This is a genomic window from Parabacteroides hominis (assembly GCF_014287585.1).
GTDB lineage: Bacteria > Bacteroidota > Bacteroidia > Bacteroidales > Tannerellaceae > Parabacteroides > Parabacteroides hominis.
On record NZ_JACOOJ010000033.1, the window covers coordinates 15,461 to 40,258 of the forward strand.

The window sequence follows — 24,798 nt, forward strand, 5'->3', positions numbered from 1 at the left end:
TATTAAATATAAATACATGCATTACAAAATGAAAACGAATCATTTATTAACCGGCATTGCCGCAGCTATGCTGGCGGGTGGACTGTTTACTTCCTGTAGCGACAACGATATCCCGACACCGGACGGGGGTGGGACAAACGATGTAAAAAGTACATTCGTAATCCCGGCATCGACCACAGCATCCGGAAATACGACCAACGTGCTGCTTACAGCTGAACGCGTGGACGAAGGAACCGTGACAACATTGAATAACGGTCTTGTAAATGACGGGGCAACACAATGGGTATTCTATAAAGATCAATATCTGTACGGCTTGACCTACAATCAGGGAAATGCAGGAGATACACGTTCGTATATCCAGAATGCAAACGGCGAACTCGAAACCCGTTCACAGAGCTATAAGGTTAAACGTTTCACAACTTACGGCATTTACGACAAATATATCATGACTCTTTCTTCAGGTGACGGTCCAACGGAATGGGCAGACGAAAACGGCTACGTTCCCCAGTCATTCCTCGTTTCTCTTTTAGATGTTGCAGCCGAAACAAAAACGGACAACGACACGAAGAACAAATCCTACCTGTCTGAAAACTTCTTAGGCAATGGCGAATATGTAACGCTGGCAGGCATTTTGGAACACAACAGCAAGATCTATAGCGTAGCCGTTCCGATGGGATTAAGCCAGTACGGGACAAAAGACGGAAACGGGAAATGGATTCTGCCGGGCAACGAAGACTTGGTGAAAACGGAATCCGGAGGTTCGAATAGCAGCGCTTACGAAAAAGACGAGCTATTGTGGACACAATATCCGAATTCCTGTTGGGTAACAATCTTCGACGACGAAACATTTACAAATAAGAAAATCGTCAAGACCGATAAAATCAGTTACGCCTGCGGACGTTTCAAATCGCAATATTACCAGATGATCTGGGCTGCCGGCAATGGCGACATCTATGTATTTTCGCCCTCTTATGCCAAAACAATGACCGACCCGCGTCAGCAGACCAACCTGCCGGCCGGTGTAGTACGCATCCCGAACGGAAGCGAAGATTTCGACGATTACTATTGCAACCTGGAGGAACAGAGCAATGGCAACTCTTTCCTGCGCAGCTGGCATATCACGGAAGATTATTTCCTGCTGTTGATGTACGACCGTCCTTTCAGCCAAACCGGTTATACAGCTAACCAGTTGGCCGTATTCAAGGCCGAAGACAAGAAGCTGACTTACGTAACCGGTCTTCCTTCGACAGACCTGATCTCCGGTTTCGGCAACACGATACATGTCGAAGACGGTAAGGCTTACATGGCCGTAACGACAACCGAAGGCCATCCCGCCATCTACAAGATCGACCCGGCTAACGCCAGTGCAACGAAAGGTGTTACAGTCGAAGCGACCCAGATAACTGGCATCGGAAAACTGACGGTACAATGAAAAGGTTCTTTGCGAAAGTACATGTATGGCTATCGATACCTTTCGGTATCATCATTGCGATCGTCTGCCTGACAGGGGCAATCCTGGTATTCGAAACGGAGATACTGGAGCTTTGCTACCCTTCCCGTTATTTTGTTAAGGAGATGAAAGGCGAACCGCTCCCGCCGGCAGCCTTGATGGAGGCTGCCCGGCAACAACTGCCCGATTCCATTAAAATAAACGGCATACGGGTTTCTTCCGATCCCAGGCGGACTTATCAACTCGTTTTACCGGGGAAAAAGGCGGCCTGTTTCATCGATCCATATACAGCCGGAATAACCGGGATAGACGATGGAAAAGGATTCTTCATGAAGACGATGCGCCTCCATCGCTGGCTACTCGACGAGTATAAACGGGATGGCAGTTTTGCCTGGGGAAAAGCGATTGTCGGATATTCCACTTTGGCACTGGTGATCATCATTATCAGCGGGCTTGTCATCTGGTATCCGCGAAACAAGAAGGTCTTGAAGAACCGGTTAAAAATAAAAACCAAATCCGGCTGGTTCCGCTTTCTCTATGACCTGCACGTTTCCGGAGGCTTTTACGCGGCATTGCTCCTGCTTGTCCTGTCGTTAACCGGTCTGACCTGGTCGTTCGGTTGGTATCGTAACGCCTTCTACACAGCATTCGGCGTCAGCACGAACCAGCCGCAAGCTCATGCTGCAGCTCCTTCGCCTTCCGCCAAAACATCCGGTGAAAAGGATTCCCAGGGACGTTCCGGCTCTGCCGAAAGAAAAGGGAAACAACAAAAAAGGACAGACTATACCCAATGGGCCGAAGTCCTGTCCGATTTACAAAGCCGTTATCCAGAATATAAATCAATCACCATTCAGGATGGAGCGGCTACCGTTTCTACTGCCGACTACGGAAATACAAGGGGTAGTGACCGTTACTCGTTTGATCCGGCTACCGGAAAGATCACTGGAACTCAGTTATATAAAGATCTTCCTGATTCCGGTAAAATAAGAGGGTGGATTTATTCCGTCCACGCCGGGACCTGGGGAGGCATGACCACCCGGATATTAAGTTGCCTGGTTTCATTACTCGGAGCAGTCTTTGCCATAACGGGTTACTATTTCTGGATCAAAAAAAAGATACGGAAAGGTTAGAATATGTTCGTGCCGGGCGAACCCAACAAAAAGGGAAACCTCACGGTTTCCCTTTCCCAACACTTCAATAAAAAAATGCAATCTTCGAAAATTATTCGTGATTACTTATGTAATATAAATGCGTCTCAATAGCGACAAGTTAGACTATTTGTGAATTCCCATCACCCGGTCAAACTCCACTTTCAGGAATCTGACGAACCGTCCGTTCTTTTCACGGTTGATCTGATGGAATTGCAGAATACCGTAAACCGAATCGCGAGAGAGCTTGAATTTCTCCATCGCTTCCTTGACGGCATAGTATTCTGCCTTACTCTCCTGCTCTGAGGTCTTGGATAGGTCGAAATCCTCTTTGGGCATGACACGCTCATAAGGTTTAGTTTTCATCATCAGTTCAATGTCCGCACGGCGGATGAGCGACTTCTTGCCACTGATGCATGAAGCCCGAAGTTTGGATTCCTTTACCTATTTAATATATGTACTGTCTGGTTACGCCCATCAACTTTGCTGCTTGGGCAAAAGAGAAGAAATCCTGCCCCTCGGCAGCTTGTCGAGCTTGCAATAATTCTTGCGACCGTTTCAACTGTCGCTTACGTTCTCGGATGCGTTCCTTGTAGCCAAGATTGGAACACTGGTGGCTACAATAACAGGTCGTTGTCTTTTGAGCTACGAATGGCTTTCCACATCATTGACAAATCTTTCTTACTTCCATATTTTCCTCGTTTACATTGGCGGTAATTTCGCCTTATTTCTCCCGATTTTTGTCAACACATGTAAACCATTGTCAACACACGTCAACTAATGCGTCACTGTGACATTCGAGCTAACCGTGAATTTCTGTCGCGGTAGAAATATGATAGAAAAATATGGATAAAAACCGTTACTTCCAAATAGTGACTGGAAAGTGTTAAAAACATAAAAGTCGCTGATATACAGCAACTTTGTTCTAAATAATTATGGTTGGTTACGGTGTTTCCAAGCCATCACTTGCCGATGCAGCATATTGACATCACTGATTATCAGCGACAATTCATTTTAATCGGTACAACTTCTGTTTTCACAAGTACACAGAATGTAGGAACAAATGCAAACCGTTGTGTTTCATGGCTTTGCATATACGTGTTGTACCGCTTTCTTTCAGCCCTTTTGTGGAATGTTCGCTATCAGATACAATGTGTTGAATGATAGGGCATTTCCGCATGGATGTTACAGAACGCTTGCTGGATACAAAGGTAGTGGTTTTCGTGGAATTTCTGTGTTTTTTGCATCGAAATATATGATTAGCTTGGAAAAATGTGGCTTTCAATGTTATTTTCATTGGAAAAAATGTAGAATGTTTTGTTTATTCGCTTGAAAAAATGTAGTTTTGCAAAGAGCAAATAAAAGAAAGCTATGCTGAAGAGGAAAATAGAAACAGTTTTAGCCAAGTGGAAGAAGTCTGAGGACAGAAAGCCCCTTGTGATAAAAGGTATCCGCCAATGCGGAAAGACATACATTGTCCAGAAATTCGCAAAGGAGAATTACGAGAGTGTGGTTTATATGAACTTCATTCTTGAACCGGATAAGAAGTCCGCCTTTACAGGCAATATAGATGTAGATACCATTATTCTCAACCTCTCAGCTTTGATTCCAAGCAGTCGTTTCATCGATGGGAACACTTGCATTATTCTTGACGAGATTCAGGAGTGCAAGGAGGCAAGGACAGCCTTGAAGTCATTCCATATAGATGGTCGTTTTGATGTTATCGCCACAGGCTCTCTTTTAGGAGTGAAAGGCTACGGCAAAAGCAAGAAGAAAAAGGAGGAGGAAGGACAGGATTCTATCCCCGTAGGATATGAAACGGTGATAGATATGTATCCGCTGGACTTTGAGGAATTTCTATGGGCAAACGGAATCAGTGATACGGTCATAGACTCTGTCAAATCATCCTTCGAGAACGAGAAAGCTGTTCCAGATGGGATTCATAAGGCAATGATGGAGTTGCTGTACAGATATGTCATTGTCGGAGGACTGCCCGAAGTGGTGAACTGTTTTCTTGAAACGAAGAATATCGAACTTATATATAAGGTACAGCGTAATCTCATAGCCGAATATGAAGAGGACATGATCAAATATGCAGATGATGCAGACAAACCGCATATCCGCGAATGTTTTGAGTCCATTCCGAAACAACTGGCCAAAGAAAATAAGAAGTTCCAGTATTCCGTAGTTAAGAAAGGAGGACGGGCTTCGCAATACATCGGCAGCATCCAATGGTTAGAGGATGCAGGGATAGTCCGGAGGTGTTACAACACGCAGATTACGGAGCTGCCGTTAGAGGGCAATTCCATTAAAGACTGCTTCAAGGTGTACACCACCGATATAGGTATCCTTATGGCCATGCTCGACTATGGTACTCAGGCGGATATCTTAAAGGGCAATCTTCTTGGGTACAAGGGAGCCATCTTCGAGAACCTGATGGCTGATTTCCTATGCAAGTCTGGGCAAAAGCTATATTATTTCCATAAGGATAGTGGACTTGAGTTGGACTTCTTGGTCAGATTCAAGGGTGAATGTGTTATACTTGAAATCAAGGCAAAGACGGGTAAGGCAAAAAGCATGACTACGGTTCTTAAGAACAAAGATGTATATCATGTCAAGAATGCAATCAAATTAGGTCAATATAATGTAGGGCGTGAGGGAGGTATACTCACTATTCCGCTTTACATGGGATTCCTTGTCGAGGACAAACTCGCAGATGCTATTATTCCCGATGTTGACCTGAGTTCATTAACTACTATTTAAACCTATAAATAAAAGTATTATGGCAAAACAGATATTGATTGGAATCAAAGAACAGAATTTGAATGAGGTGGCTCACTACCTTATGATATACTTTCCGTACAACGAAGAAATGTGTAGCTATACCGATGCATGGCTGGGTGAACTATACGAAAACAAGTACCCGTTGGTTTCAAAAGGAATGTGGTCGGGAATAATCAATCTGAATACTCGTACACTTCTAAATTGGAAGCCGAAATACGGAAATATGTATCTTCAAGCCAAAGTATGTGATAGCGGAACATATTTCTTGCTTGATAAAGATAAACGGGTAATATGTAAAATTGCCGATTATGTACCTAACGGTTTAATTCCAGAATCAGATGATTGTGGCGATTATATCCGTCTAAGAATCCATCATGATGGTACAATAGAGAATTGGCCTGAAAGTCCGGACTTTTCCGATTTCATTGAAGATTCTGAAACCGTTGAGAAGATTGATACGAGCATTGAAGAAGAACCCATACTGGATACAAAAGTAGAGTTCACTTATAGCCAGCTTATGGCGAAGCTGCTTCGTCTTCCTAAGTTCTTACAGTTGGAGATTGGGAAAGCGTTGATAGCAAATGCTTCGGAAGGGTTTGAGGAGGAAGAAGACGAGGAATCTCTCTAATCAGATATGCTTAAAAATGGAAAGATTAGAATAAAGAGTGATAGATAATAGTTTACTTTAATTTAAAATTCTATGGACACATTAAGTTTCGCCAGAATAGTATCATTGTTCATCCTAGCTTTAATAGAAAGAGACGATGGACAAAAGAAACAAATTTTGGAGACGCCAGCAAATGGCTCGTGTATTTAAGGCTCGTATGATTCTTTATGCCGCTTATGGACATTGTATTATCCGTGAAGACGGAAGCTATTATGAGCATCCTCATTGGTTTGAGTTGGCAAAAGACAAATGGGCGCAAGTTTACAAAACTACAGGTACTCCATGTAGCTGTTGGATGTGTAGAGGGTTTGAATATGACCGCAAGGAGTATAAGAAAGAAACTTTGCGTATTATTCGGGAATCAATGGACTAATTTAATGGGGACTGAATCTGTGTATTAATAACATGGATTCAGTCCCAAATTTCGTATAAATTTTTGTTTAGCAAAGTGATAGAGAACTATGGTTCTTTAGGCTTCCTATAATGTTCATCTATCATTCTGCTAACTTCATCCATTGATATTTCTCCTTCTATATGTTTACGTGCTATTTCAACAAGAAAGTTAGACACACATAAATTATCAACCGCCTGTAATCCAATAGAGGTTCTCCATAACTGGGCACGTTCACGTTTTTCTGTATTTTCGTCATTTAGGTATTTTTGAATATGTTCATATAAATATGATATTATGCTATTAATGTGACTAATTCATTATAGATACCCTCCAATTCCTCATAATCCATAGGATTATCTGATTGTTCAACACCAGAGTGCAAATCGCCACCAGAAAGACGACTAAAAAGGTTATTCAATTTATCTATGATGGTCACATCGGGATTAAGTGTTTTTAATTGATCCCACTGAATGGAATTCTTTTTCCCATGGAATTTAACTGGAATCTGATTGCGAAAAATTGTCTCATCAACAATGAGTTCAATTGTATGTCGCAGGATGGCACCTACCATAATACTGCATTCCCTATTAAATGGTTCTTCTTTAAGACGTTTATGGGCAACCAATAAATTATTGGCAACATTATCTTGCTTCATCTCCACTATTACACCTTTTTTATCACGTCCGTGGGAGTTTACTGAATACATAAATAGGTGTTTTGTTGACTTTTTACAAGAAGATACTTGATTTGCTCCACACTCATGAAGACCTCGAAGGCTGGTCAAAGATGTTTGTAATAATAAATTGTGCGAAAAAATAATTATTTGATTACCTAATGAAGATAAACGTTCTACTAGTTTTGCTGTAATAAAGTGGTCAAGGCTATTAACGGGATCATCTAAAATAATAGGATTTTTCGATATTTGCATTCTTCTTTCTGCAATAAATAAGGCCAATGCAACTCCCTTTTGTTCTCCCTCACTTAATATCTCAGTTACAGAATTGTTATTTATGAGCTTTAGTTGCATAAAAGATTGCCCACGTGATACTCCTGCCTCCGATAAATCAACGCTTAATTTTTTTAATCCTAAAGCATCCAATTCTTCTTGAAATTTGGTTTTGAGGTTTTCGGTCACAAGAGTTTGACTTGCTGTTTTAGCTAATATAGATATACTTCTAGTAGATAATTCTGTTTGACATTTCTTTAATTCATCTACAACTCTCATTTTCTCAAACCAGTCGAAAAATAATTCTTTCTGGGTTGAGATAGCTTTCTGTTCAATTAATGACTTCATTTGTGATGATAACTCTGCAATCATTTGGTTTTTCTTTGCTTGTTCATCACGAAGATGGACTATATTCTTTTGGTATTCATCACATATAGAGCTTATACAAGATATCAGCTCATCTGTTGATTTAAAAAGCAGTGGGGCATTATCTGTTTCTGCATCTATACTGCTAATGAGTGATTTTTTTTGTTCGCTTTGCATTTGAAGTATTCCTGAAACTTTGTCGAAAAATACAGGAATACTTGTGTTTGCATCTATAAGTGCCTTGAATTGCTCTGAAATTGTGTAATTAGTCGTTATGGTCAACAACTTCTGGCGAAGATTTTCTTTTGATTTTAATGCCAGTTTTAATTCAGAGAGACTTTTATCAGACAAATATGTTTCATAAGCGGATAGAATACGGACAGCATTGTCTATGAGTGGTTGACGACAATATGGGCATATCTTTTTATTAAAGTCGGTCTTTTGAATAAAAGTTGCTCCAGTTTCTATAAATGCTTTCCACTCTTTCGAATCAGTATTGCCAATTTCACTTAAAACGGCTATTTTAAGCTTAACCTCCTCGCATCTTTTCTTACTTGTTAGAATTAAATTTGTAATTGATTTTATTTCTGACTCGTATTTTTGAAGAAGATTTTTTGTTTCTGATAAATGTTTTTTCAAAGATTCATATTGAGACAATTCATTGGATATAATTTTAATTCTGTCTTCAAAATTAGTTTCTTACAATGCTTTTAATCGTTCTTTTTGCTGCTTTAATTCCGCTTCCTGTTCTATAGAAAGTGTATATCGTTCTTGGATATATTTTTTCTGAGATGTACGATATGTTCTTTGTGTTAACATCATCAGACAATCCTTCTGTATTAATTTGCGGTAAAGAGCTTAAAATTCCGTCTATTTCAGTTTGTATCCTTCCCTTAATATTATCCATAGCTGTAGTTAGGGAAGTAAATAAATGTAATCCGTATGGCAGTACAATCGCAGTGTCTGCGCTTCTCTTTTGAAGAAAGGCCATCGTATAGTTTGAATCAAATACGCTTGATAAGTTCAAGGGACTTACGGCTCTTGTCGTTCCATCCCACAATAGTTCTTTAATAGAGTCTCCTTCTGCATAGGTCAATCGTATATTTATAGGATTATCTGTACTTGCATAAATGTTAGGACGAAGCTCCGTTTTCTGGTTTCCTCCAATAATTTCATTTAAAATACGAAAGTAACTGCTTTTACCAGAACCATTATTCCCATACAATAGTGTAATATCTTTGGAAAAAATAATCTTTTGGTCATTAGCTAAAGCGCATACACCTGCATTATGTATTAATGAAATAAAACGGATGTCAGAATGGCTATTTGTATTTTTAGTACTTGGTGCAGATAAAATACTTGCACTGTTTGATTTCAACTGTGTTGTAGTAGTGGACATATCTTCATCTGAAAGATGTCCATTCGTGTTAATAATCTTAATGATAAGATCCTTTAACCAGCCATGAGTTTGAGCATCGTTTGCCAACTCTATTAAATAATCTTTTGCATGAGTATATTCCATTACATTATCTGTTTGTCAGACTTAGATTATATCAAATGTGTCACATTAATCTTCTTATATTTCTTGCCCATACCCAACGCAAAGGCCATTTGGTCTTTGATGATTAACTCCCCTTTCTGAAGCCCGGCTATGGCAGTACGTACCTCTTGCAGCTCTTGTCCGCTAACGCCATATAAGTCTTTGATTACTTTGTCATCAATTGTTTGCTGCTTCATTATAAGAGGATATTGGGCATTGGCATAGAAGTCAAATCCTTTACTCTTGAAACTACTCATGTTTTGAGTAGCAAGGATAATGCTCAATCCTTTATTTCTGCCCACGGCAATCAGATTCCGCAAAGGACGGTTGTCAAAGTCCAGCATGTAGTGGGCTTCGTCAATGATGGAGAAGTGGCGAATCTGTACCACATCATCATTCGTAGCTTGCTTTTCAAGCTGTTCGTAGATGTTGTTCAATTTAGAGATGATAAAATAGACAATAGCCTTTGCGATTGGTCCGTCCTTTGGGTAACCGTCCATTTTTATGATGTAACAGTCTCCGATAAGGTCGGCTTTATCTTCTTCCTCAAAGATGTTGGCACGTACCAACTGTTTCAATACAGATGAAATGCTATCATCTTTTCCTGCATCTGTCATCTTAGCTTGATACTCTTCCAACATCATGGTGAATGTGATGGGTCCACCATTTGTTTTCTTGTATGCTTCCACTATAGCCTCACTCAATCTATTGTTCATGTTTGCACTGGCTGACACCCGGTCTATTGAACAAAGAGCCGAAGCCATTTCCGAGGAATAGAGGTTTATTTCATTGATAGGGCGACCGGAAAAATCTTTAAACGGAGTGAATGGCAACGGACGTTCTATAGGATCTAATATACTACTACGATCAACATCGAAATGTGACAACCAATGGTTGTTTTGTATGTCGCTAAATTCACCCTTGTAGTCAAACAATAGGAAGTTTACAGGATATTGGGATTCCGAAGACAATGCTCTGAACTGTTGCATCAACACTGCAAGCAGATTTGTTTTTCCGGAACCAGTTGCTCCTGCAATGATGATTTGCGAGTTGGTTATCTCACGACTATTAATATCAAGAGTAGCCTCCATTTCAGCATCGCCATAGTTCCCGATAAGCAGATTAAGAGCTGGAATGTCTTTAGCCATAGCCACTTTATTGCTAACTGCATACAGGAAAGAATCCAAATTATTCTCTTCCAACAAATAGTTACGCCCACGTAGCATTTCAGCAGCAATGATACGTGATAGGATGGCATTCTGCGACCAGTCTATATTCAATTTGGCATAACGTAACTTCAACAATGCCGAATACAGGGTGGATAAATCGTGCATTGTAAAGAAACTCGGAACAATACGTGTTGAATTGGTGGAAAGTTGTATATCTTTATAATCCTCTTCTTTGCGTTCTGTTGTAATGCTCAAACCAACGATAAAACAGATGCGCATTACTTTGTTGAGGGTCAGGCTTACCCGCTTCTCTCTGTCTGCACAGCGCGATAAGTTGATTTTATGCTCCACAAAATCTTTTACCGGACTAATTTCATCCAGTAATCCCTCCATCTGCCGAGTATTTGAAAAATTTATTATGCTCATATCTATTTACTGATTAAGTGGTATTCCGAAATAACCATCTTCAATGGTCGTATTCTGTTCCTCTACATTACGGTGCAGCGTATATGTCTTTGAAATAAACGGCTCCAATTTTATATAGTCACTGTCCGTGCGTATTTCAGATGTGGTGCAGAGCAGAATAGTCTGTTCTGCCAGCTGGGGGAAATACTCCTCCATTAACGCATCACGGCTCTCATTGTCGAGTACCCCCATCACGGTATCTATCATCACAGGCGGATTGTAGTCTCCGAGGTTGCGCAAAACTTTGAGCAGCACTTGTATGAATATCTGTTTGGAAGCGGCATTCAGTTGGTTCAATGATATTTCATTCCCGGCGCTGTGGTAAAGCTTTATATTGAAGTTTTCCATACTGTCCGACAACTCTACCTTGCCAATGTGCCCTTTATAGGATACTAGAAGACGGTTGAGTTGCGATTGCATTTCCGCCTCAATTTGTGCTTTTTTCTTTTTCAGTAAACTGTCTGCCACTTTATCAAAGAAAGGACGAAGTTTTACCAACGTATCAAACTTGACATCCGGTTCTTGTTGAATCTGTACGTCATATTGGTGTATGCGTTTTTCCAGACGTAGAATTTCTCCTTTAAGAGTTTCTTCTTGTGTTGTCAGTTTTTCCACGGTGCGCTTTGCTTCTTCATAATTTGCAATCAACAAACCGTTACCACCGACTTGTGTCTGTTCCAATGTACGCTTTTCTGTTCTGAGGTTTTCAAGATTAGCAAGTTGTATTTCCATATCTTGCCTTTTGCGATCGAGAGATACGAACTGGTTGACACCACCCTTTTGGGGGAGTTCTTGAAGTGCATCCACCTCGGCATCGTCCAAATAATCATAAGGGTCTTTGGCATTAGTCGTATTTTGTAAAGCAATCATGTGGGCAACAACATTTTCTTCGTCCACAGCTTGGCTGCACAATGAAAGCTCCTTTAGGTATTCAATGATCTTTGCCGTTACATCACGAAGCGTTTCTATCGGATATGCTCCGGTATTTTGCTTTCGTAATTGTTCTTTCACCCGTAATATATTGCTAATTTCTTGTGATAGGTTTGCAGCCAGTTTGGGCATGAATACATTGATTTCAATATTGTCAATGAATGCTTTCAGATTTTCTACATAATTAGCAGCCTCGTCCGTTATTGAACGGATTTTTCCGTCAACATCTTGTATGCGTTTGCTAAGATTGGCTGCCTGTTGCGCACCCTCTTTTGCTCGCTGATACTCATTTTCAACTGACGACATATATTTGTATAACCTATCCTGTTCTGCAAGACAAGCATTCATTTCAGTTACCAGTTGTTCCTTTTGATTGCATAAGGCATTATACTCTTTAGCCTCTTGTTCGGCTTCAAGGCGTTGCTGCGCCCATTCTTGCTGTAATTTTTCCGATGCACGCTTCAGTTGCAAGTATTTCTTGAAGCCAAGTACATTCTCAAAATTATCGCGAATGGTCTGTTGAAATACATTCTTTTTCAGCAATTCACTTGACTGCATGGCATCAAATAGGAAATACTGACTCAATTCCTGCGGCAGATTGGCTTTAATGATTTTACTGATTTCCTGTTCAGCTCTAACCCTCTCCTTTGCGGCAGTCATGGTGCCATAGACATACATATTGCCATTCATATTCAAGGATACGCTTTCCAAAGGACGGCCTTGCGGGTTCAACTGGTAAATTCTTTTCAAGATGTACTTCTGTTGTTGCCCCAATACCTTACCGACAAAAGTGATTTGAAGACTGATTTCCGGCTTCACTTTGTTGATGGCACCTTGATTGAGCAATTCCAAGAAATGCTCCTTGCTCTCAATTTTCAATCCATATAAAGCTCCGCTTATGGCTTCAAACAGTGTTGTTTTACCGCCGCCATTCGATCCGCCTATGAGTATAATAGGGCGGTCGTCATCTACTGTCAAATCAAGGTCGAGAGACAAGTAGGTCTTAAAATTGCTTATTTTAATTCTCTGTATGAGCATGGCGTATAATCATTTATTGACGTATTTTCTGTATCGCGTTACGGATTATCTCTTCCGTATCGCTGTCACTCATCTCAATCACATCCACTTTCTTTGCGTGGTAGGCTTTCAATATTTCCTCACTCAACCAGTCAAAGTCGATTTTTTCAACTTCGCAAATGGCTTCTATCGTTGCTAGGTCATCTTTTCGGATGCCGTAATGTACAAACTTAGGGTCAATTCCTTTTGCCATAATCTTTATGCGTTTTGTGGGTAAAAACAGTTCCAATTCAGCGTATCGGTGGTATTCTCAATGGGAAGGGGAGAGAATAGCCAGTTTCCTCCTTTTTGCAGGATAACACCGCCATAAAGAGGTTGCGTTTCCGTTGTGTTCTCCTTGATGTATTGCAACAGTGCGTTGTGCTTATCTGGTGCAAAAACATCACTGCCTATGCTTTTGGTGTCAAATAGATAGATGTGGCCGTTCTTCATACGGATTACAAAATCAACATAGAAGAGCGATTTAGCCAGCTCATCTCCTGCATTGTATTCAATAGCATAGTGTTGCTTGCCTTTATCACCATTCTTATACCACCAATCTATGTATTGGCTATTCTGCTCCAAATAGATCACGAAGTCTCTTTCCGGATTAGAAGCCTGATTGAGTTGTACAAAAGGCAATAATGCATGATTGTCAAAATCTTCTATATGACTTGTTTCGTTGTCGTATGTCCGTTCTTCGGGTACTTCCCAACCGTATTTCTTGAACACCCTTTTTGCAGCCGATTCTTTTCGTGCCTTGTCACGAATCCGGGCATATCGTTCTAACGCTGAATCGATGATGCGATCGAACTTAGGACGGTTCAGGTGATAGAGTACTACTTTTTGGGCATCAGTACCATAGATACCAAAGAGGTCGGCAAGTATTTCAAGTAGGTAACTTGCTATTTTGTCAGTTCTTCCTTTGTTCTCAAACTGATGTCCTTTAGTGGCGATGTAGGCCATAAATACCCGGTCTATCTCTGTGGCCTTTCTTGCATATTTGATAGTCTCGGCTTCCAATGTCTGTTCTTCGTTTTGGAAATGCACGTCTTGCGGTATTTCGATATTGATATTTTTTACATCCAACCGCAAGGAGTTTGACACCTTTCTACGATTTTCGTTTATTTGGAGGTCTTCGCTATCTGGTAATGGCTTGCTGTTATCTTCATTATCCAACTGGGCAAGCTCTTCGAGGGAGAACAAAAGATTTCCTTGTATGAAGTCCCAAAACCTGCGAGCCTCCTCAAAAAGCACTTTACGAAAATCCGGTCCCAAATAGTTACGCTCCACATTGGGTCGTTCTGTATAGCTGGAAGGTAAGTTTACATTATTCAAATTTTCCCAGCGGTGTGCAGTGATGGTATTGTTCAGAATATACCTGGCATCTGCTGTTACGATTTGTATTTTGTCCTTTGCAATGTCAGTAAATACATAGCCGGAGTTCAGCACTTCTTTTTGATAATGTTTTTGTTCCGGCATACGCATAATGCGACCTACGGTTTGTATGGTGAACTGGTCACTTTGCAGTTTGCGGAAGATGAGCAATACAGCAGCACGGGGGCAGTCCCAACCTAAAGCGATAGCTTCTTTGAAGAGCAATACTTCGGTCAGGTTGTCCGGCTTTTCAAGGTCTGTCAGGTTCTCTTTCTCATTAGCGAGCCATACAGCCAGCCGATGATTGTCGGTGGTGATACCGCATATCACTTCAAGATGTTTTTTTACCTGTTCGGCTACGGCTGTATCATCGGCGGTCATCGTCTCCTTAGTATCGTTAGGCAACTGAATCAGCAACAGTGGATTAATATTGGCTCCTACTTCTTTATAGGCTTCGGCTATCATGTTTCGCTTAGCCAGAGCCGCTTTGATAAGGTTGGCGTTTAGCTCCAGTTCGTCACTAAAATTCAGTTCTATTTCAGGATTGAGTACCACTTCCTTCTTTATCATTTCAGCCGCAATCACATCTTGACGATAGACTGTGACCTTTTCTTTGGGGTTGGATGTTTTCGGGGTTGCTGAAATGCGAATCTCAACAGTAGGATTGATTCTGTCGAGCACCGCTGCCGATTTGTCTGCGGTTTTTGACCAAAACATGTGTTCCTCGTCAATGATGGCTACGATAGGCAGTCCGAATTCCTCTTTCGTTTTATCCGTTATTTCATATAATGAAAGGGAGCTGTCACCTTCACGCACCATTACATTGTTCTCCTTGTTTACGCTTTCCCAGTTTACAAACAGTATTTCACCCGGACGGATACCTTCGTTTTGGTCAATTTCGTCGAACATCATCGGACGTAGTGTGCGTGTTTCCTCAAATGCCCCTTTCAACTTCTTGTAGCTCTGCAAGTGCAGTTTGCGTGGAGCGAACCAGATAAAAGCCACTTCCTGATAGCGGCTTCCGCCTCTGTTGCGCAATTCATCCATCAGACCTGCCAGCATTTGGCAAGCCATTACAGTTTTTCCAGCACCAGTAGTAGCTTCAAATACTAATTTATTGCGTTGTTCTCCTAAGTTCAACAGACGGATGGTCTTGTCTATCAATTCGGATACTGCCTTCTGCTGATATTCTAAATTCTTCATTGTTCACTTCCTTTCTTGCTGTCTTGATTTTTATTCTCGACGTCTTTCATCTCCAACAAGAAGCGGTCGTAGTCCGACAAGAATAATTTGTCTTGTATAATCCTGTATTTTTCAAATTCCGTTTCTGCATGTAAGCGAGCAATCTCCGCGCTCACACGTCCTGCATCATTCAGAAGACCATATTCGAAGAGATTTATAAAGCCGTTCAAACGTTGCTCCCAATCCGCCATTGTTAAGGGAATATGACGCAGGGTCATTGATTCGGCATAATCAAGATAGGCAGTCACCATACGTTGGAGCTGTCCCATTTCGTTTTCCGAAAGATAGTTCTTGGCTACCACCACATCGCTTTTCTTTATTTTTCCGTCCGGAGCATCTGCCCATGTGGCCAGTCCCATGTGTTCTTTTGCAGCATCAGCGCGTTCTAATATCAACTCTGCTGCTGTATGACCGTGAACGGCATAGTGCATTTTGTTTTGCACTGTAGCATAAAAACGGCGTGTAGCCAATGCTGTTTTATCGTAGTCTATGGCTGTAGCATATAAATCTGTTATTTTCTGATAGAACAGGCGTTCACTGGTACGAATCTCGCGGATACGTTCTAATTGCTCATCGAAGTATTTGTCCGTGAGAAACGTTCCTCGTTTCAGTCTTTCCGAATCCATCACCCATCCCTTGATGGTGTACTCTTTGGCTATGCCGTTTACCCATTTTCTGAATTGCACAGCCTTCTCCGAATTTACCTTAAAGCCGACAGCAATAATCATTTCCAATGAATAATGGTTCGTGGTATATTGTTTGCCGTCTTGGGCAGTTATTCGAAATTTTCGAATAACTGAGTTTTCTTGCAACTCGCTGTCTGCAAATATCTTTTTGATATGATAATTAATCGTGTGTACCTCTACTCCGTAAAGCATCGCCATCAGTTTCTGTGTGAGCCAGATATTTTCGTCTTCGTAACGAATCTCTATCTGTTGTTCGTCATCGCCCACGCTTGCCACATAGTTCAAGTATTCCGCCGCACTGCTGCGCACAGTCACTTGTTCCTTTTTTTTCTTGCTCTTGTCTTGCTTGTTCATTCCGCTGCCTCCTCTTCGTCAAAGTTAAGCAAACCGTCAAATGCTTGATTCGCGTTGTCGGTGGTTGTACTTTCATTCGCGATAGCTTCCTCTTTTTTCTTGGGCAGAATGCGGCGATAGGCATTATATATGGCTTGCGGAAGGGCACAGAGTTCTACTTTGTCCTGCACTTCTTCAAACGAACCTTCCCACGGGTCTTCGCTTGGCGAGAACACATACACGCGCATCTTGCCCTCATAGTCGGTCTTTTGGATAAGGTCTGCCAACAACAGCACGGCATCTTCTTTATAGATAATCATCATACGCTTATTGCCATCGTCGAAGTAACGGAACACATTTTTATAAGTCGGTTGCTCGCCAAACTTCGACTGCTCGGCATAAAGGTCTTCCTTGATGCAGAGCATATCGGTAGAAAGGTTCATCAACTGGCGCATGTTCTTCATGCTTCGGCTTCTGCCAACAAAACTTGTACGATAGTAGCGCAGGGTGTTATTTTTCAATCCTGCCATTTCCTCACCCTTTGGAGTGCTATAACCGTTAATCACTCGCTTGTTTCGCTCATAGGTTACTTCTTCGCAGATGTTGTTCTCGTTGTTGGTGACGAGAATGCACTTGCGATGACCGCCATCTTCAGCATTGAGTTGCATGGTGGCATGAAGAGTGGTTCCAGACCCGGCAAAGAAGTCAAGGATGATGGCATTGGGGGTTGTTATTACTGTTGAAGATAGTAAGAATTTTACAAATATTGATGGCTTAGGAAAAGCAAAAGGTCTAATATCGAATATATTAGCTAATTCAGCTGTTCCCTGAGCCGTATTGAATAAATCAGATGTGATTAGATTTCGATATGGTGTTGTTCTATCTACAGGTTTATTAGAATTATCCACCTTTTGATAACGTTTGCAATATACGGCCCATTCATTCTTACTTTTCTTAAAAACGATAAAACCATTGTCTACTCCCCATTGAACTTTTGTTTTACTCCATAAATAGTTCCACCCTTCATTTTGCTGTTTTCCCCCACCGGGGTATCGTAAAGTTCCATCCGGCATTTCAATTGGAAAATTAAGAGCTTCTGAATAATGTCCTCCTACTCGTCTTCGGTCAAGTTTGTCTAACGTATAACGCCCTCTCTCTTTGACATATTCATCCGAAAGTTTAAACGTATCATCTGAAGGGGGTTGTCCATCAAAATGCGCCTTGGACCGATTTGCTGTATAGACTAAGACATATTCTGTTATTGTTACGATTTCATTTCCTGTATTAGAACCAGCTGTTGATTGCCATATAATATTGGTTATAAAATTATTATTCCCAAAAATCTCATCACAGAGTAACTTCAATTGCGCCTGTTCGTTATCATCAATAGAAATAAAGATAACCCCTTTATCTGAAAGCAACTGTTTGGCAATACGCAACCGTTTACTCATAAAAGAAAGCCATTTAGAGTGTCGGTACGAATCTTCTTTATCCACAAAACTATCGTTGTAGATAAAATCTTTGTTCCCCGTATTATACGGAGGATCTATATAGATGACATCAATCTTACCTTCGTGGGTATAGGCAAGAGCTGTAAGAGCTTCGAGATTGTCTCCTTCAATCAGAATATGATTGGGTACATCGGCTTCGGTACTGATGATTGCTTTTGATGTGTCTTCGACTAATACAGGAAGTTCCTCTCGCAAACGTTCCTCTACATTTTCCGGCTTGTCTTCCCACACCAAACCATATTTCTTTTGCTTGCGCAGCAATCCCAATAGTTCCGACTTCTCTTCGTTGGTCAGTCCATCAAGTTGCAATATCTTATTGTATAATTCTTTCTTGTTCATTATCAGGGGGAATTAAAGTTTGGTATTGTCATTTAACGAGTCTGACTGTCTGAATATTCTCGTCCAAAGAGGAGTTCAGCAACTTTTTAACATCGACTTCAAGTACATTGGCAATCTGCAATAATGTTTCCAATCCCGGTTGCGAAGTGTTGGTACACCATTTCGATACCGTGGCAGGGTCTTTTCCCAACTGTTCAGCCAACCACTTGTTAGTCCGCTTCTTCTCCACAAGCACCACCTTAATCCGATTTATATCCTTTGTAGTTTCCATTTTGGATTATATTATTCATCTTATGCTGCAAAAGTAATGAATTTATTTCAACCAAACATCATTCAGATTACGTGATTTTCCATTAGAATTGCGAATTGCACCAAATATATGGTAAAACAAGCTCAAGAACTCAATAAAAAGGACTAACTTTGCACTTACCATTTGAATGTAAAATTATGAAAATAGAAAAACTGACGACATTAGCTTTTTCCATGTATTCAAACAAAGGTGCTTACGCTCTTTTGCTTGGTTCTGGGATATCACGTTCGGCGCATATACCGACAGGGTGGGAAGTTGAAACGAATTTGATAGAACAGTTGGCTGTTTCGACTAGAGAAATGATAAATACTGATGCTCACCAATGGTTTAAAGAAAAATATGAGAAAGATGCCTCATACTCATTATTGTTGGAAGAGTTGGTAAAGACCCCAACCGAGCGGGTACAATTAATGAAACAGTTTTTTGAACCTACAGATGATGAGAAAAGTTTAGGTTGGAAACAACCAACAAAAGCACATAAAGCCATTGCTAAGTTGGCTAAAGCAGGTTATATACGTGTTGTTTTGACGACAAACTTTGACAGGTTGTTGGAACAAGCGTTTGAAATGGAAGGAATAACCCCACAAGTGATTTCTTGTGAAGCCGCTATTTCTCAGGCAACCCCTCTTGCTCATTGTCAAATTCCTACAATTGTGAAAATCAATGGAGATTACATTGATTGCCAATTTAGGAATACTTCAGAGGAATTAGATGAATACCCACCAGTTATGAAGCAATATTTGAAACGGATTTTTGAAGATTATGGACTTATAACTTGTGGTTGGTCTGGAGAATGGGATAAAGGGCTTATTAGAATAATGTCCGAAGCAACTATGTCTAGGTATAATTCGTTTTTTGCAACAGTTGGTGCGGCAAAGGAGATTGTACAAGATTTGTCTAGTTCAAGAAACGGAGAATTATTACCCATAAATGGTGCTGACGGGATGTTTTCTGAGTTATGGGAACAGGTTTCTGCCCTGAATGAGAATCATATCAGTAAAACTATGAGCTATGATATGATGATAGCGAAGTGTAAAAAATATCTGTCATCCAATCAATATGATATAGAATATGCCGATTTAATAGAAAGATTGGGGAATGATGCTTATAAAGAAATAAATGCTCATGCTCAATATGCTTTCTCCCTAACGCAAGATACTTTTTCCCGATATTTGAAAATCCACAAAGGTGCAATCACACCTCTATTAGAAATAGCGATATTGGTGGTCAGATGGGGGAAATGGTATCATATTAAGCCGTTGGGTGATTTATTGATAAAATTGTGTACGAAGCCTTTTAAGAATGGGGAGATTACCCGTGAAGAAACTCAGTATTTGCATGCACTTGCTCCGATGTTGCTGCTAAATGTAATCGGTGTTACTTGTGTAAAATACAATAGGTATAAGGAACTTGACTGCATTCTAAAATTATCTGTACCTGCACCTAATTTTATAACGGTTTCATATAGAGAACCATTGTTATACTTGTTAGGGAGTACTCATTGGAATTATGAAACATGGAACGAGTTAATTGGGCAACGATACTACTATCCAATCAGTCACTTTTTACTTGAAGAACTGCGCCCTTTATTCAAGAATTATTTCGTTGTTAATTCGGAGTATGAAAATACATTTTATATATGGGAACGCTTGAAGTCGTTAGTGTATGGTTATAATAAATGCTACATATTAAGAGAGTTTTCAATACCTTTAGGACAATTTGTGCGAAGTGAAAGAGAATGCAAATTCAGAGGAGCTGGAGAAGAACCATATATCATATTTTGGGAGAGTGCAGACTCTCTCAAAAATGAATGGCCTCCCATAAAACAGGGAATGTTTGGTGGACGATATGAAAATTATAAAGAGATAAATGAGCAAGCGACTGCTTTTATTGCTCAATATGCTCGTTATTAATAGAAATGATACGGGGAGTGTGCCCTATTTTGACACATTCTCCGTATCGTTGCAAGAATATCAGATATCCAAATCTTTCATCGCTAATCCATAATTATACTGTCCGAACAGGTCTTGATGGATAACTTTCAAACCAAGAGTTTGGTAATACTTGTAATCATCCTGTTCGGTTGCAAGGTATTTGTAACCGTAGCGTGGCATGTATTCCTTGAAGAAACGAGCCAAGTCTTTCAGGTTTTCGGCTTGGTTCTTCTTGAAGTTACTGCGCACGATGATGATACACCAATCAGGAAAACCGTTCACGCCATTGCTGTACTCCCAAAAGCGGATGTAGCAGTCTAATTCACGTTCACGGACATCCACACAAAAGCCATTGGCATTTTGCATCACGCTACAACTGTTTCTGTAGCCGAACTTCTCACACAAGTAGAGATTGAAATCAAGAATCAAATCGTTTTGTAACATAAATGATTGAATTTAAAAAGTTAATAAATAGTGAATTATAAATGAAAGCCTCGCTTGCGCTTAGCCTTTTTCTTCCTTTTCAGTTCGTTCTCAAAAGCCTGTTCTGCGGTATCGTAAGCAGTACCAGAAGAAGGCATGAACAATCCTAATCCTCCAAAATTAGATTCGTCAGATTGTGGTTCTATCTGTTTTTCCTCATGTTGCGGCTTGGGCTGTTCGCAATAAGAGTAGTCAATCGAGTTATCCTCAAACTGCCGTTCGATGTTCAGGTAGCTGAACTCCCTTCCAACCTTTGAGCCGGGGAACGTGAATCCGCCATACTCGAACTTCACGCCCTGAACCTCCCGTGTTTTCCTGTTGACTTTGAATTTCATGCCAATATCATGACCTTCAAGTGCCTCTTTCAACTCATTCCAGTCATAAGCCTTTGGCAATTCTTCTTTCAGTACCTTGTAAATTTCATGCTTGGCACGGTCATACGGTCGTAAGCGTTCCTCGTTGATGTTCTCCTTGCCATTGGCAAAATGCAGCCGATATTTAGCCGTCAGCATCTTGCATACTTTCTCACTTCGATAACGGTCGTTCTTGTCCGAAATCGTTTTACCGTCATTATCCGCCCGGTTGAACACGATGTGGCAATGCGGATGCTTGCGGTCGGTATGTCGGGCAACGATATATTGTGTGTTCCGAATACCCATCTTCTCCATATATTCACGGGCGATTTTAAGCATCAGCGCATCATCATTCCTCAACCTGTCAGCATCTTTCGGAGAGAAGTTCAGCGAAGTGTGTCCGACAATATTCTTTACCTTATCATTGAGTAAGGATTGAAGCTCGAACTGCTCTGCCATTTGGTTGGGAGAGCCTTCCACGCCAACGGCTTCCAACAGTCTTGCCTTGTCTTCCCGAAGAACGTAACAGACGCAACCGCTGAACGAAGTGCCCTTTGTCATTTTACTTATCATCCTTCAACCGCCTTATAAGTTGAGAAATACTTTTCGCCATTTCCCTGCATTCCTTTACGACCGAAAGGAAGCCGTAAGTGTTTGCCTGCTTTGCCAACTGGTTGAGGTTCGTGCTTTCTCCAATCAATTGCCGTATGATGTGCAGGTGCTCTTTTGATATCCGTTCCCTGACCGAACCTTGTTCGAGCAGTGAGCGGATCACTTCGCTTTTACTCTGTTTGCTTCGTCTGCATAATGCCTCCAGCCAACCGAATTGCTCTCCTGAAAGGCGTAATGTAATCGTATGTTTCTTTTCCATTTGAATCATTTTAAGTTTGAATAATCGTGACCATCGGGAGCCGCCAACGATAGGATTGAGGTGGCAAGTGGTCGGGGAATGTAATACGCCGACATTAACTTGCTTATCTCAAAAACCATCGTTTTACCAGCTCCAAGCCGGACATCTATTCCGTACCCTTTCATCAGTCCGATTTTGCCCTTCCAATATTCGGTTGCCCCCAAGTCCGGGAATAAGACAACGTTTCTTCCGACAAGAACAGAAAGGCTATATTCGTTGAAGCATCCGTTCTTTCCACCCGAAGCAATCCATAGATATTGCGGCAAAGAGTAGGAGGCAAAGAGAGCGGTCTTCTCGCTTTCGACAAGTGCCACTGGGCGAGTTGGGTCGCTTGCCAACAGATGTTCGCCAAAGAAACATTGCCTCAAATGGAAGCCATCCTTATGCAGAAGCGAGTGTACCCACGTGACATGATTGAAGGGATGCTTCACTCGTTTGCCTGTCTCTGAATTGTAAAGCATTATCTTACCCGTCCTCACACGCTCGTCACGGTCAATCTGCCAAAATACCGTAGCCCCGTCCCAATGTTTGGAAGAACCGACACGATACCTCTTCATCAACTTCATGGCAGCGGCTTCTCCGAACTGTGAGGTCAGGAACTGAAACAGCCTGTTCTTCGGATAGCCTTTTAATGACTGATAGACTATTCCCGTGTCGATGTATGAAATGGAATTTGCCTTTATCGTTCTCATCTCCATCATTGGTTGTTGCATGAAACTTTGTTCATTGGTCAGCTTCTCTTTCTCCATTGGATTCCGTTCAAAGAACTCACGTGGCGTAAGATGGTAGCCGCACTTTTGTTCACGGTCGCACCGCCCTACATAATCGGGAAACGTTATCTTCTTCTCCGTGTCGATATATCGGGAGAAGCTTCTTTTCCGATGGTAAGCCGGACAGGTGTTCCGAGTGCCGATGTCCTTGTACGGCTCTAATATGAATCTATGTGTATTCATTCCTTTCTATTTTTGATGTATCGTTATTGTCACTATTGTCGTTTTCATGGGTGAAAGTGTCAAAAGCGACAAAAACGTCACGGGTTAATCTTTGAATATTCTCCATGTTTCTCTTTGCGGAACAGGATGCCGATATTGTCATTCAAGAAGCGTTGGAATGTCCGCTCCTTCATGCCGTTCTGTTCCGCAATCTGTATCGCTTGGGCTGTGGTGAACGAATGGGGTAATTGGTTTGCCACAGCCTGTTGCTGGCTGTTGAAGGTCGCATCATTCAGAATGTGCTGCACCCGTAAAGCCGATTCCTTGAAATACTCCGTCAGCCGGATGGCTCGTTCCACCGTCAGCAAGTCGATGCAAGTCTTCTCACATTCTCCGCAAGTCCATCTCGCCATTTGGATTATCAGACAGAAGCGGATGATGTAGATTTCCAGCTTACAGAAAATGCTCACGATGGTGTCATTGCTTTCACGGTCGCAAAGCTCGGAGAACCGATGTTGCCATTCGTAGAGTTTCTGCCGTGCATCGTCAGCAAAAAGAAGAATGCAAGGCTCTATCTCTCCATTCTCGTTGTAGCTGCATTCCAATCGGATGAGCTTCTCAACGATACGCTGCCATTCTTGTTCCACCTCTTTGGGCAACTCCTTGTCATTCCACCTCGCCTTCTGCTGAAGGTTAGGCATCACGAATAGGATACGGTCAATGAAACCGTTGCTTGAACGCTCGCCTTTTGCCAGTTCGTTCAGTATTTTCTTTTGGATAGTACCGATATGTACGGTCGCTTGATGAAGATGGAACTCTTGGTACTCTTGCGGTCGGAGATGGTGGTCTTGGCACTGAATACCGATAGCCAGAATTGTTCTTCCGAACCGTTGTTATAGCGGTTAAAGTTCTTGAACCAAGCGGATAGTTCGTCTGCCCACAGGCACAATCCCCGTTTGTTCTGCGCATGGATGAAACTCAAACCTTCGGGCGTTACGTCCGACACCAAGAACCGTTTGCGTATCGGTTCCTGTGGAAACTGCTCTTCTCCATTTTCCGCACGTTCTTTGCGGCTCATGCTCATCTGCATTTCGTACTTCTGATACGCTTTCTCAAACTCTTGGTTCTGCTCATTGTCGTAATCGAGGAACGGCTTCATGGCAAAACTGAGCGGATGGCTCTTGTTCGCTCCTGGTCTTCCTATCAGTGCCATGTAGAGAATGGTACTTTCCAACCACCCTTGCTTGATTTGCACAAGGTGCGTGTTGCCAATCCCCACTGCAAAGGCAGTCAGGATAGATGCGGCCACGTAGTCGGTCGGATAGCTGTGACATTCATGCACTTCATTGATAATGCGCTGAATCTTGGCAGGGAATACGCTGATGGGGAATTGCGTACCCGTCAGGCTGTTGCTCATGTCAATCGCCTTGTCAATGATGGATGCCGGATTTATAGACAATGTTTCCATAGGCG

19 protein-coding genes and 2 pseudogenes are annotated in these 24,798 nt (G+C 41.5%); 6 read left to right on the top strand and 15 right to left on the bottom strand.

Going from position 1 to position 24,798, the window contains the following annotated elements; genetic code table 11:
- Positions 1 to 28 precede the first annotated feature (28 nt).
- Entirely contained in the window at positions 29 to 1,432 is a 1,404-nt protein-coding gene (locus H8S65_RS15820; protein WP_186930834.1) for a DUF4374 domain-containing protein, read from the top strand.
- On the top strand, positions 1,429 to 2,580 hold the full coding sequence (locus H8S65_RS15825; protein WP_186930835.1) for a PepSY-associated TM helix domain-containing protein: 1,152 nt from the start codon (positions 1,429 to 1,431) through the stop codon (positions 2,578 to 2,580). Before H8S65_RS15820 ends, H8S65_RS15825 begins: the two co-directional genes overlap by 4 nt.
- Positions 2,581 to 2,724: 144 nt before the next feature.
- Here H8S65_RS15825 and H8S65_RS15830 read toward each other — a convergent pair.
- Positions 2,725 to 3,289 (bottom strand): annotated as a pseudogene (locus H8S65_RS15830) (excisionase family DNA-binding protein).
- 680 nt (positions 3,290 to 3,969) lie between these two features.
- On the opposite strand from H8S65_RS15830, the gene H8S65_RS15835 reads away from it, so the two are divergent.
- From H8S65_RS15835 to H8S65_RS15845, 3 genes are all read left to right on the top strand, one after another.
- Positions 3,970 to 5,361 (top strand): ATP-binding protein, encoded by a 1,392-nt coding sequence (locus H8S65_RS15835; protein ID WP_186930836.1) that lies wholly within the window; start codon positions 3,970 to 3,972, stop codon positions 5,359 to 5,361.
- Between the two features lie 19 nt (positions 5,362 to 5,380).
- The gene (locus H8S65_RS15840) at positions 5,381 to 6,010 is read left to right on the top strand and encodes a hypothetical protein (protein WP_222616303.1); all 630 of its coding nucleotides are present in this window, start codon (positions 5,381 to 5,383) and stop codon (positions 6,008 to 6,010) included.
- A gap of 136 nt (positions 6,011 to 6,146) precedes the next feature.
- Complete coding sequence (locus H8S65_RS15845; protein ID WP_186930837.1) at positions 6,147 to 6,422, top strand: hypothetical protein; 276 nt, start codon at positions 6,147 to 6,149, stop codon at positions 6,420 to 6,422.
- A 313-nt stretch (positions 6,423 to 6,735) separates the two neighbouring features.
- Here the strand turns inward: H8S65_RS15845 and H8S65_RS15850 are convergent, their stop codons facing one another.
- Genes H8S65_RS15850 through H8S65_RS15890 form a run of 9 tightly spaced genes read right to left on the bottom strand, consistent with a single transcriptional unit; the run spans position 6,736 to position 18,674 of the window.
- Positions 6,736 to 8,394 (bottom strand): AAA family ATPase, encoded by a 1,659-nt coding sequence (locus tag H8S65_RS15850; protein WP_186930838.1) that lies wholly within the window; start codon positions 8,392 to 8,394, stop codon positions 6,736 to 6,738.
- 52 nt (positions 8,395 to 8,446) lie between these two features.
- The gene (locus tag H8S65_RS15855; protein ID WP_186930839.1) at positions 8,447 to 9,277 is read right to left on the bottom strand and encodes an AAA family ATPase; all 831 of its coding nucleotides are present in this window, start codon (positions 9,275 to 9,277) and stop codon (positions 8,447 to 8,449) included.
- A gap of 26 nt (positions 9,278 to 9,303) precedes the next feature.
- On the bottom strand, positions 9,304 to 10,890 hold the full coding sequence (locus H8S65_RS15860) for an ATP-binding protein (protein WP_186930840.1): 1,587 nt from the start codon (positions 10,888 to 10,890) through the stop codon (positions 9,304 to 9,306).
- A 6-nt stretch (positions 10,891 to 10,896) separates the two neighbouring features.
- Positions 10,897 to 12,897 carry an AAA family ATPase gene (locus H8S65_RS15865; RefSeq protein WP_186930841.1) on the bottom strand — a complete coding sequence of 667 codons (2,001 nt, stop codon included), beginning with the start codon at positions 12,895 to 12,897 and terminating at the stop codon, positions 10,897 to 10,899.
- A gap of 13 nt (positions 12,898 to 12,910) precedes the next feature.
- Positions 12,911 to 13,129, bottom strand: coding sequence for a DNA modification system-associated small protein (locus tag H8S65_RS15870; RefSeq protein WP_186930842.1), 219 nt, complete (start codon positions 13,127 to 13,129; stop codon positions 12,911 to 12,913).
- A 5-nt stretch (positions 13,130 to 13,134) separates the two neighbouring features.
- Positions 13,135 to 15,495: a DEAD/DEAH box helicase gene (locus tag H8S65_RS15875; protein WP_186930843.1), complete on the bottom strand. Its 2,361-nt coding sequence runs from the start codon at positions 15,493 to 15,495 to the stop codon at positions 13,135 to 13,137.
- Entirely contained in the window at positions 15,492 to 16,574 is a 1,083-nt protein-coding gene (locus H8S65_RS15880) for a virulence RhuM family protein (RefSeq protein ID WP_186930844.1), read from the bottom strand. Before H8S65_RS15880 ends, H8S65_RS15875 begins: the two co-directional genes overlap by 4 nt.
- Positions 16,571 to 18,403, bottom strand: a complete 1,833-nt coding sequence (locus tag H8S65_RS15885; protein WP_186930845.1) for a site-specific DNA-methyltransferase — start codon at positions 18,401 to 18,403, stop codon at positions 16,571 to 16,573. Before H8S65_RS15885 ends, H8S65_RS15880 begins: the two co-directional genes overlap by 4 nt.
- A gap of 28 nt (positions 18,404 to 18,431) precedes the next feature.
- Positions 18,432 to 18,674, bottom strand: a complete 243-nt coding sequence (locus H8S65_RS15890; RefSeq protein WP_186930846.1) for a helix-turn-helix transcriptional regulator — start codon at positions 18,672 to 18,674, stop codon at positions 18,432 to 18,434.
- A gap of 176 nt (positions 18,675 to 18,850) precedes the next feature.
- On the opposite strand from H8S65_RS15890, the gene H8S65_RS15895 reads away from it, so the two are divergent.
- Positions 18,851 to 20,626 carry an SIR2 family protein gene (locus H8S65_RS15895; protein ID WP_255489269.1) on the top strand — a complete coding sequence of 592 codons (1,776 nt, stop codon included), beginning with the start codon at positions 18,851 to 18,853 and terminating at the stop codon, positions 20,624 to 20,626.
- 60 nt (positions 20,627 to 20,686) lie between these two features.
- Here the strand turns inward: H8S65_RS15895 and H8S65_RS15900 are convergent, their stop codons facing one another.
- The 5 genes and pseudogenes from H8S65_RS15900 to H8S65_RS15920 form a co-directional block, all read right to left on the bottom strand.
- On the bottom strand, positions 20,687 to 21,091 hold the full coding sequence (locus tag H8S65_RS15900; protein WP_186930847.1) for a hypothetical protein: 405 nt from the start codon (positions 21,089 to 21,091) through the stop codon (positions 20,687 to 20,689).
- A 35-nt stretch (positions 21,092 to 21,126) separates the two neighbouring features.
- Positions 21,127 to 22,056 carry a relaxase/mobilization nuclease domain-containing protein gene (locus tag H8S65_RS15905; protein WP_186930848.1) on the bottom strand — a complete coding sequence of 310 codons (930 nt, stop codon included), beginning with the start codon at positions 22,054 to 22,056 and terminating at the stop codon, positions 21,127 to 21,129.
- Positions 22,046 to 22,354, bottom strand: coding sequence for a MobC family plasmid mobilization relaxosome protein (locus tag H8S65_RS15910; RefSeq protein WP_186930849.1), 309 nt, complete (start codon positions 22,352 to 22,354; stop codon positions 22,046 to 22,048). The genes H8S65_RS15905 and H8S65_RS15910 overlap by 11 nt, the downstream gene beginning before the upstream one ends.
- 5 nt (positions 22,355 to 22,359) lie before the next feature.
- Positions 22,360 to 23,346, bottom strand: coding sequence for a DUF6371 domain-containing protein (locus H8S65_RS15915; protein ID WP_222616304.1), 987 nt, complete (start codon positions 23,344 to 23,346; stop codon positions 22,360 to 22,362).
- 77 nt (positions 23,347 to 23,423) lie between these two features.
- Positions 23,424 to 24,793: pseudogene (locus H8S65_RS15920) on the bottom strand (DUF3987 domain-containing protein).
- Between the last annotated feature and the right edge of the window lie 5 nt (positions 24,794 to 24,798).

What these genes read in the sequence shown, in the direction of transcription:
- H8S65_RS15855 (WP_186930839.1), bottom strand. Translation starts at nt 9,277, where the DNA reads ATGGAATATACTCATGCAAAAGATTATTTAATAGAGTTGGCAAACGAT.
- H8S65_RS15875 (WP_186930843.1), bottom strand. Translation starts at nt 15,495, where the DNA reads ATGAAGAATTTAGAATATCAGCAGAAGGCAGTATCCGAATTGATAGAC.
- H8S65_RS15905 (WP_186930848.1), bottom strand. Translation starts at nt 22,056, where the DNA reads ATGATAAGTAAAATGACAAAGGGCACTTCGTTCAGCGGTTGCGTCTGT.
- H8S65_RS15915 (WP_222616304.1), bottom strand. Translation starts at nt 23,346, where the DNA reads ATGAATACACATAGATTCATATTAGAGCCGTACAAGGACATCGGCACT.
- H8S65_RS15910 (WP_186930849.1), bottom strand. Translation starts at nt 22,354, where the DNA reads ATGGAAAAGAAACATACGATTACATTACGCCTTTCAGGAGAGCAATTC.
- H8S65_RS15890 (WP_186930846.1), bottom strand. Translation starts at nt 18,674, where the DNA reads ATGGAAACTACAAAGGATATAAATCGGATTAAGGTGGTGCTTGTGGAG.
- H8S65_RS15860 (WP_186930840.1), bottom strand. Translation starts at nt 10,890, where the DNA reads ATGAGCATAATAAATTTTTCAAATACTCGGCAGATGGAGGGATTACTG.
- H8S65_RS15885 (WP_186930845.1), bottom strand. Translation starts at nt 18,403, where the DNA reads ATGAACAAGAAAGAATTATACAATAAGATATTGCAACTTGATGGACTG.
- H8S65_RS15825 (WP_186930835.1), top strand. Translation starts at nt 1,429, where the DNA reads ATGAAAAGGTTCTTTGCGAAAGTACATGTATGGCTATCGATACCTTTC.
- H8S65_RS15870 (WP_186930842.1), bottom strand. Translation starts at nt 13,129, where the DNA reads ATGGCAAAAGGAATTGACCCTAAGTTTGTACATTACGGCATCCGAAAA.
- H8S65_RS15895 (WP_255489269.1), top strand. Translation starts at nt 18,851, where the DNA reads ATGAAAATAGAAAAACTGACGACATTAGCTTTTTCCATGTATTCAAAC.
- H8S65_RS15880 (WP_186930844.1), bottom strand. Translation starts at nt 16,574, where the DNA reads ATGAACAAGCAAGACAAGAGCAAGAAAAAAAAGGAACAAGTGACTGTG.
- H8S65_RS15845 (WP_186930837.1), top strand. Translation starts at nt 6,147, where the DNA reads ATGGACAAAAGAAACAAATTTTGGAGACGCCAGCAAATGGCTCGTGTA.
- H8S65_RS15900 (WP_186930847.1), bottom strand. Translation starts at nt 21,091, where the DNA reads ATGTTACAAAACGATTTGATTCTTGATTTCAATCTCTACTTGTGTGAG.
- H8S65_RS15835 (WP_186930836.1), top strand. Translation starts at nt 3,970, where the DNA reads ATGCTGAAGAGGAAAATAGAAACAGTTTTAGCCAAGTGGAAGAAGTCT.
- H8S65_RS15865 (WP_186930841.1), bottom strand. Translation starts at nt 12,897, where the DNA reads ATGCTCATACAGAGAATTAAAATAAGCAATTTTAAGACCTACTTGTCT.
- H8S65_RS15820 (WP_186930834.1), top strand. Translation starts at nt 29, where the DNA reads ATGAAAACGAATCATTTATTAACCGGCATTGCCGCAGCTATGCTGGCG.
- H8S65_RS15840 (WP_222616303.1), top strand. Translation starts at nt 5,381, where the DNA reads ATGGCAAAACAGATATTGATTGGAATCAAAGAACAGAATTTGAATGAG.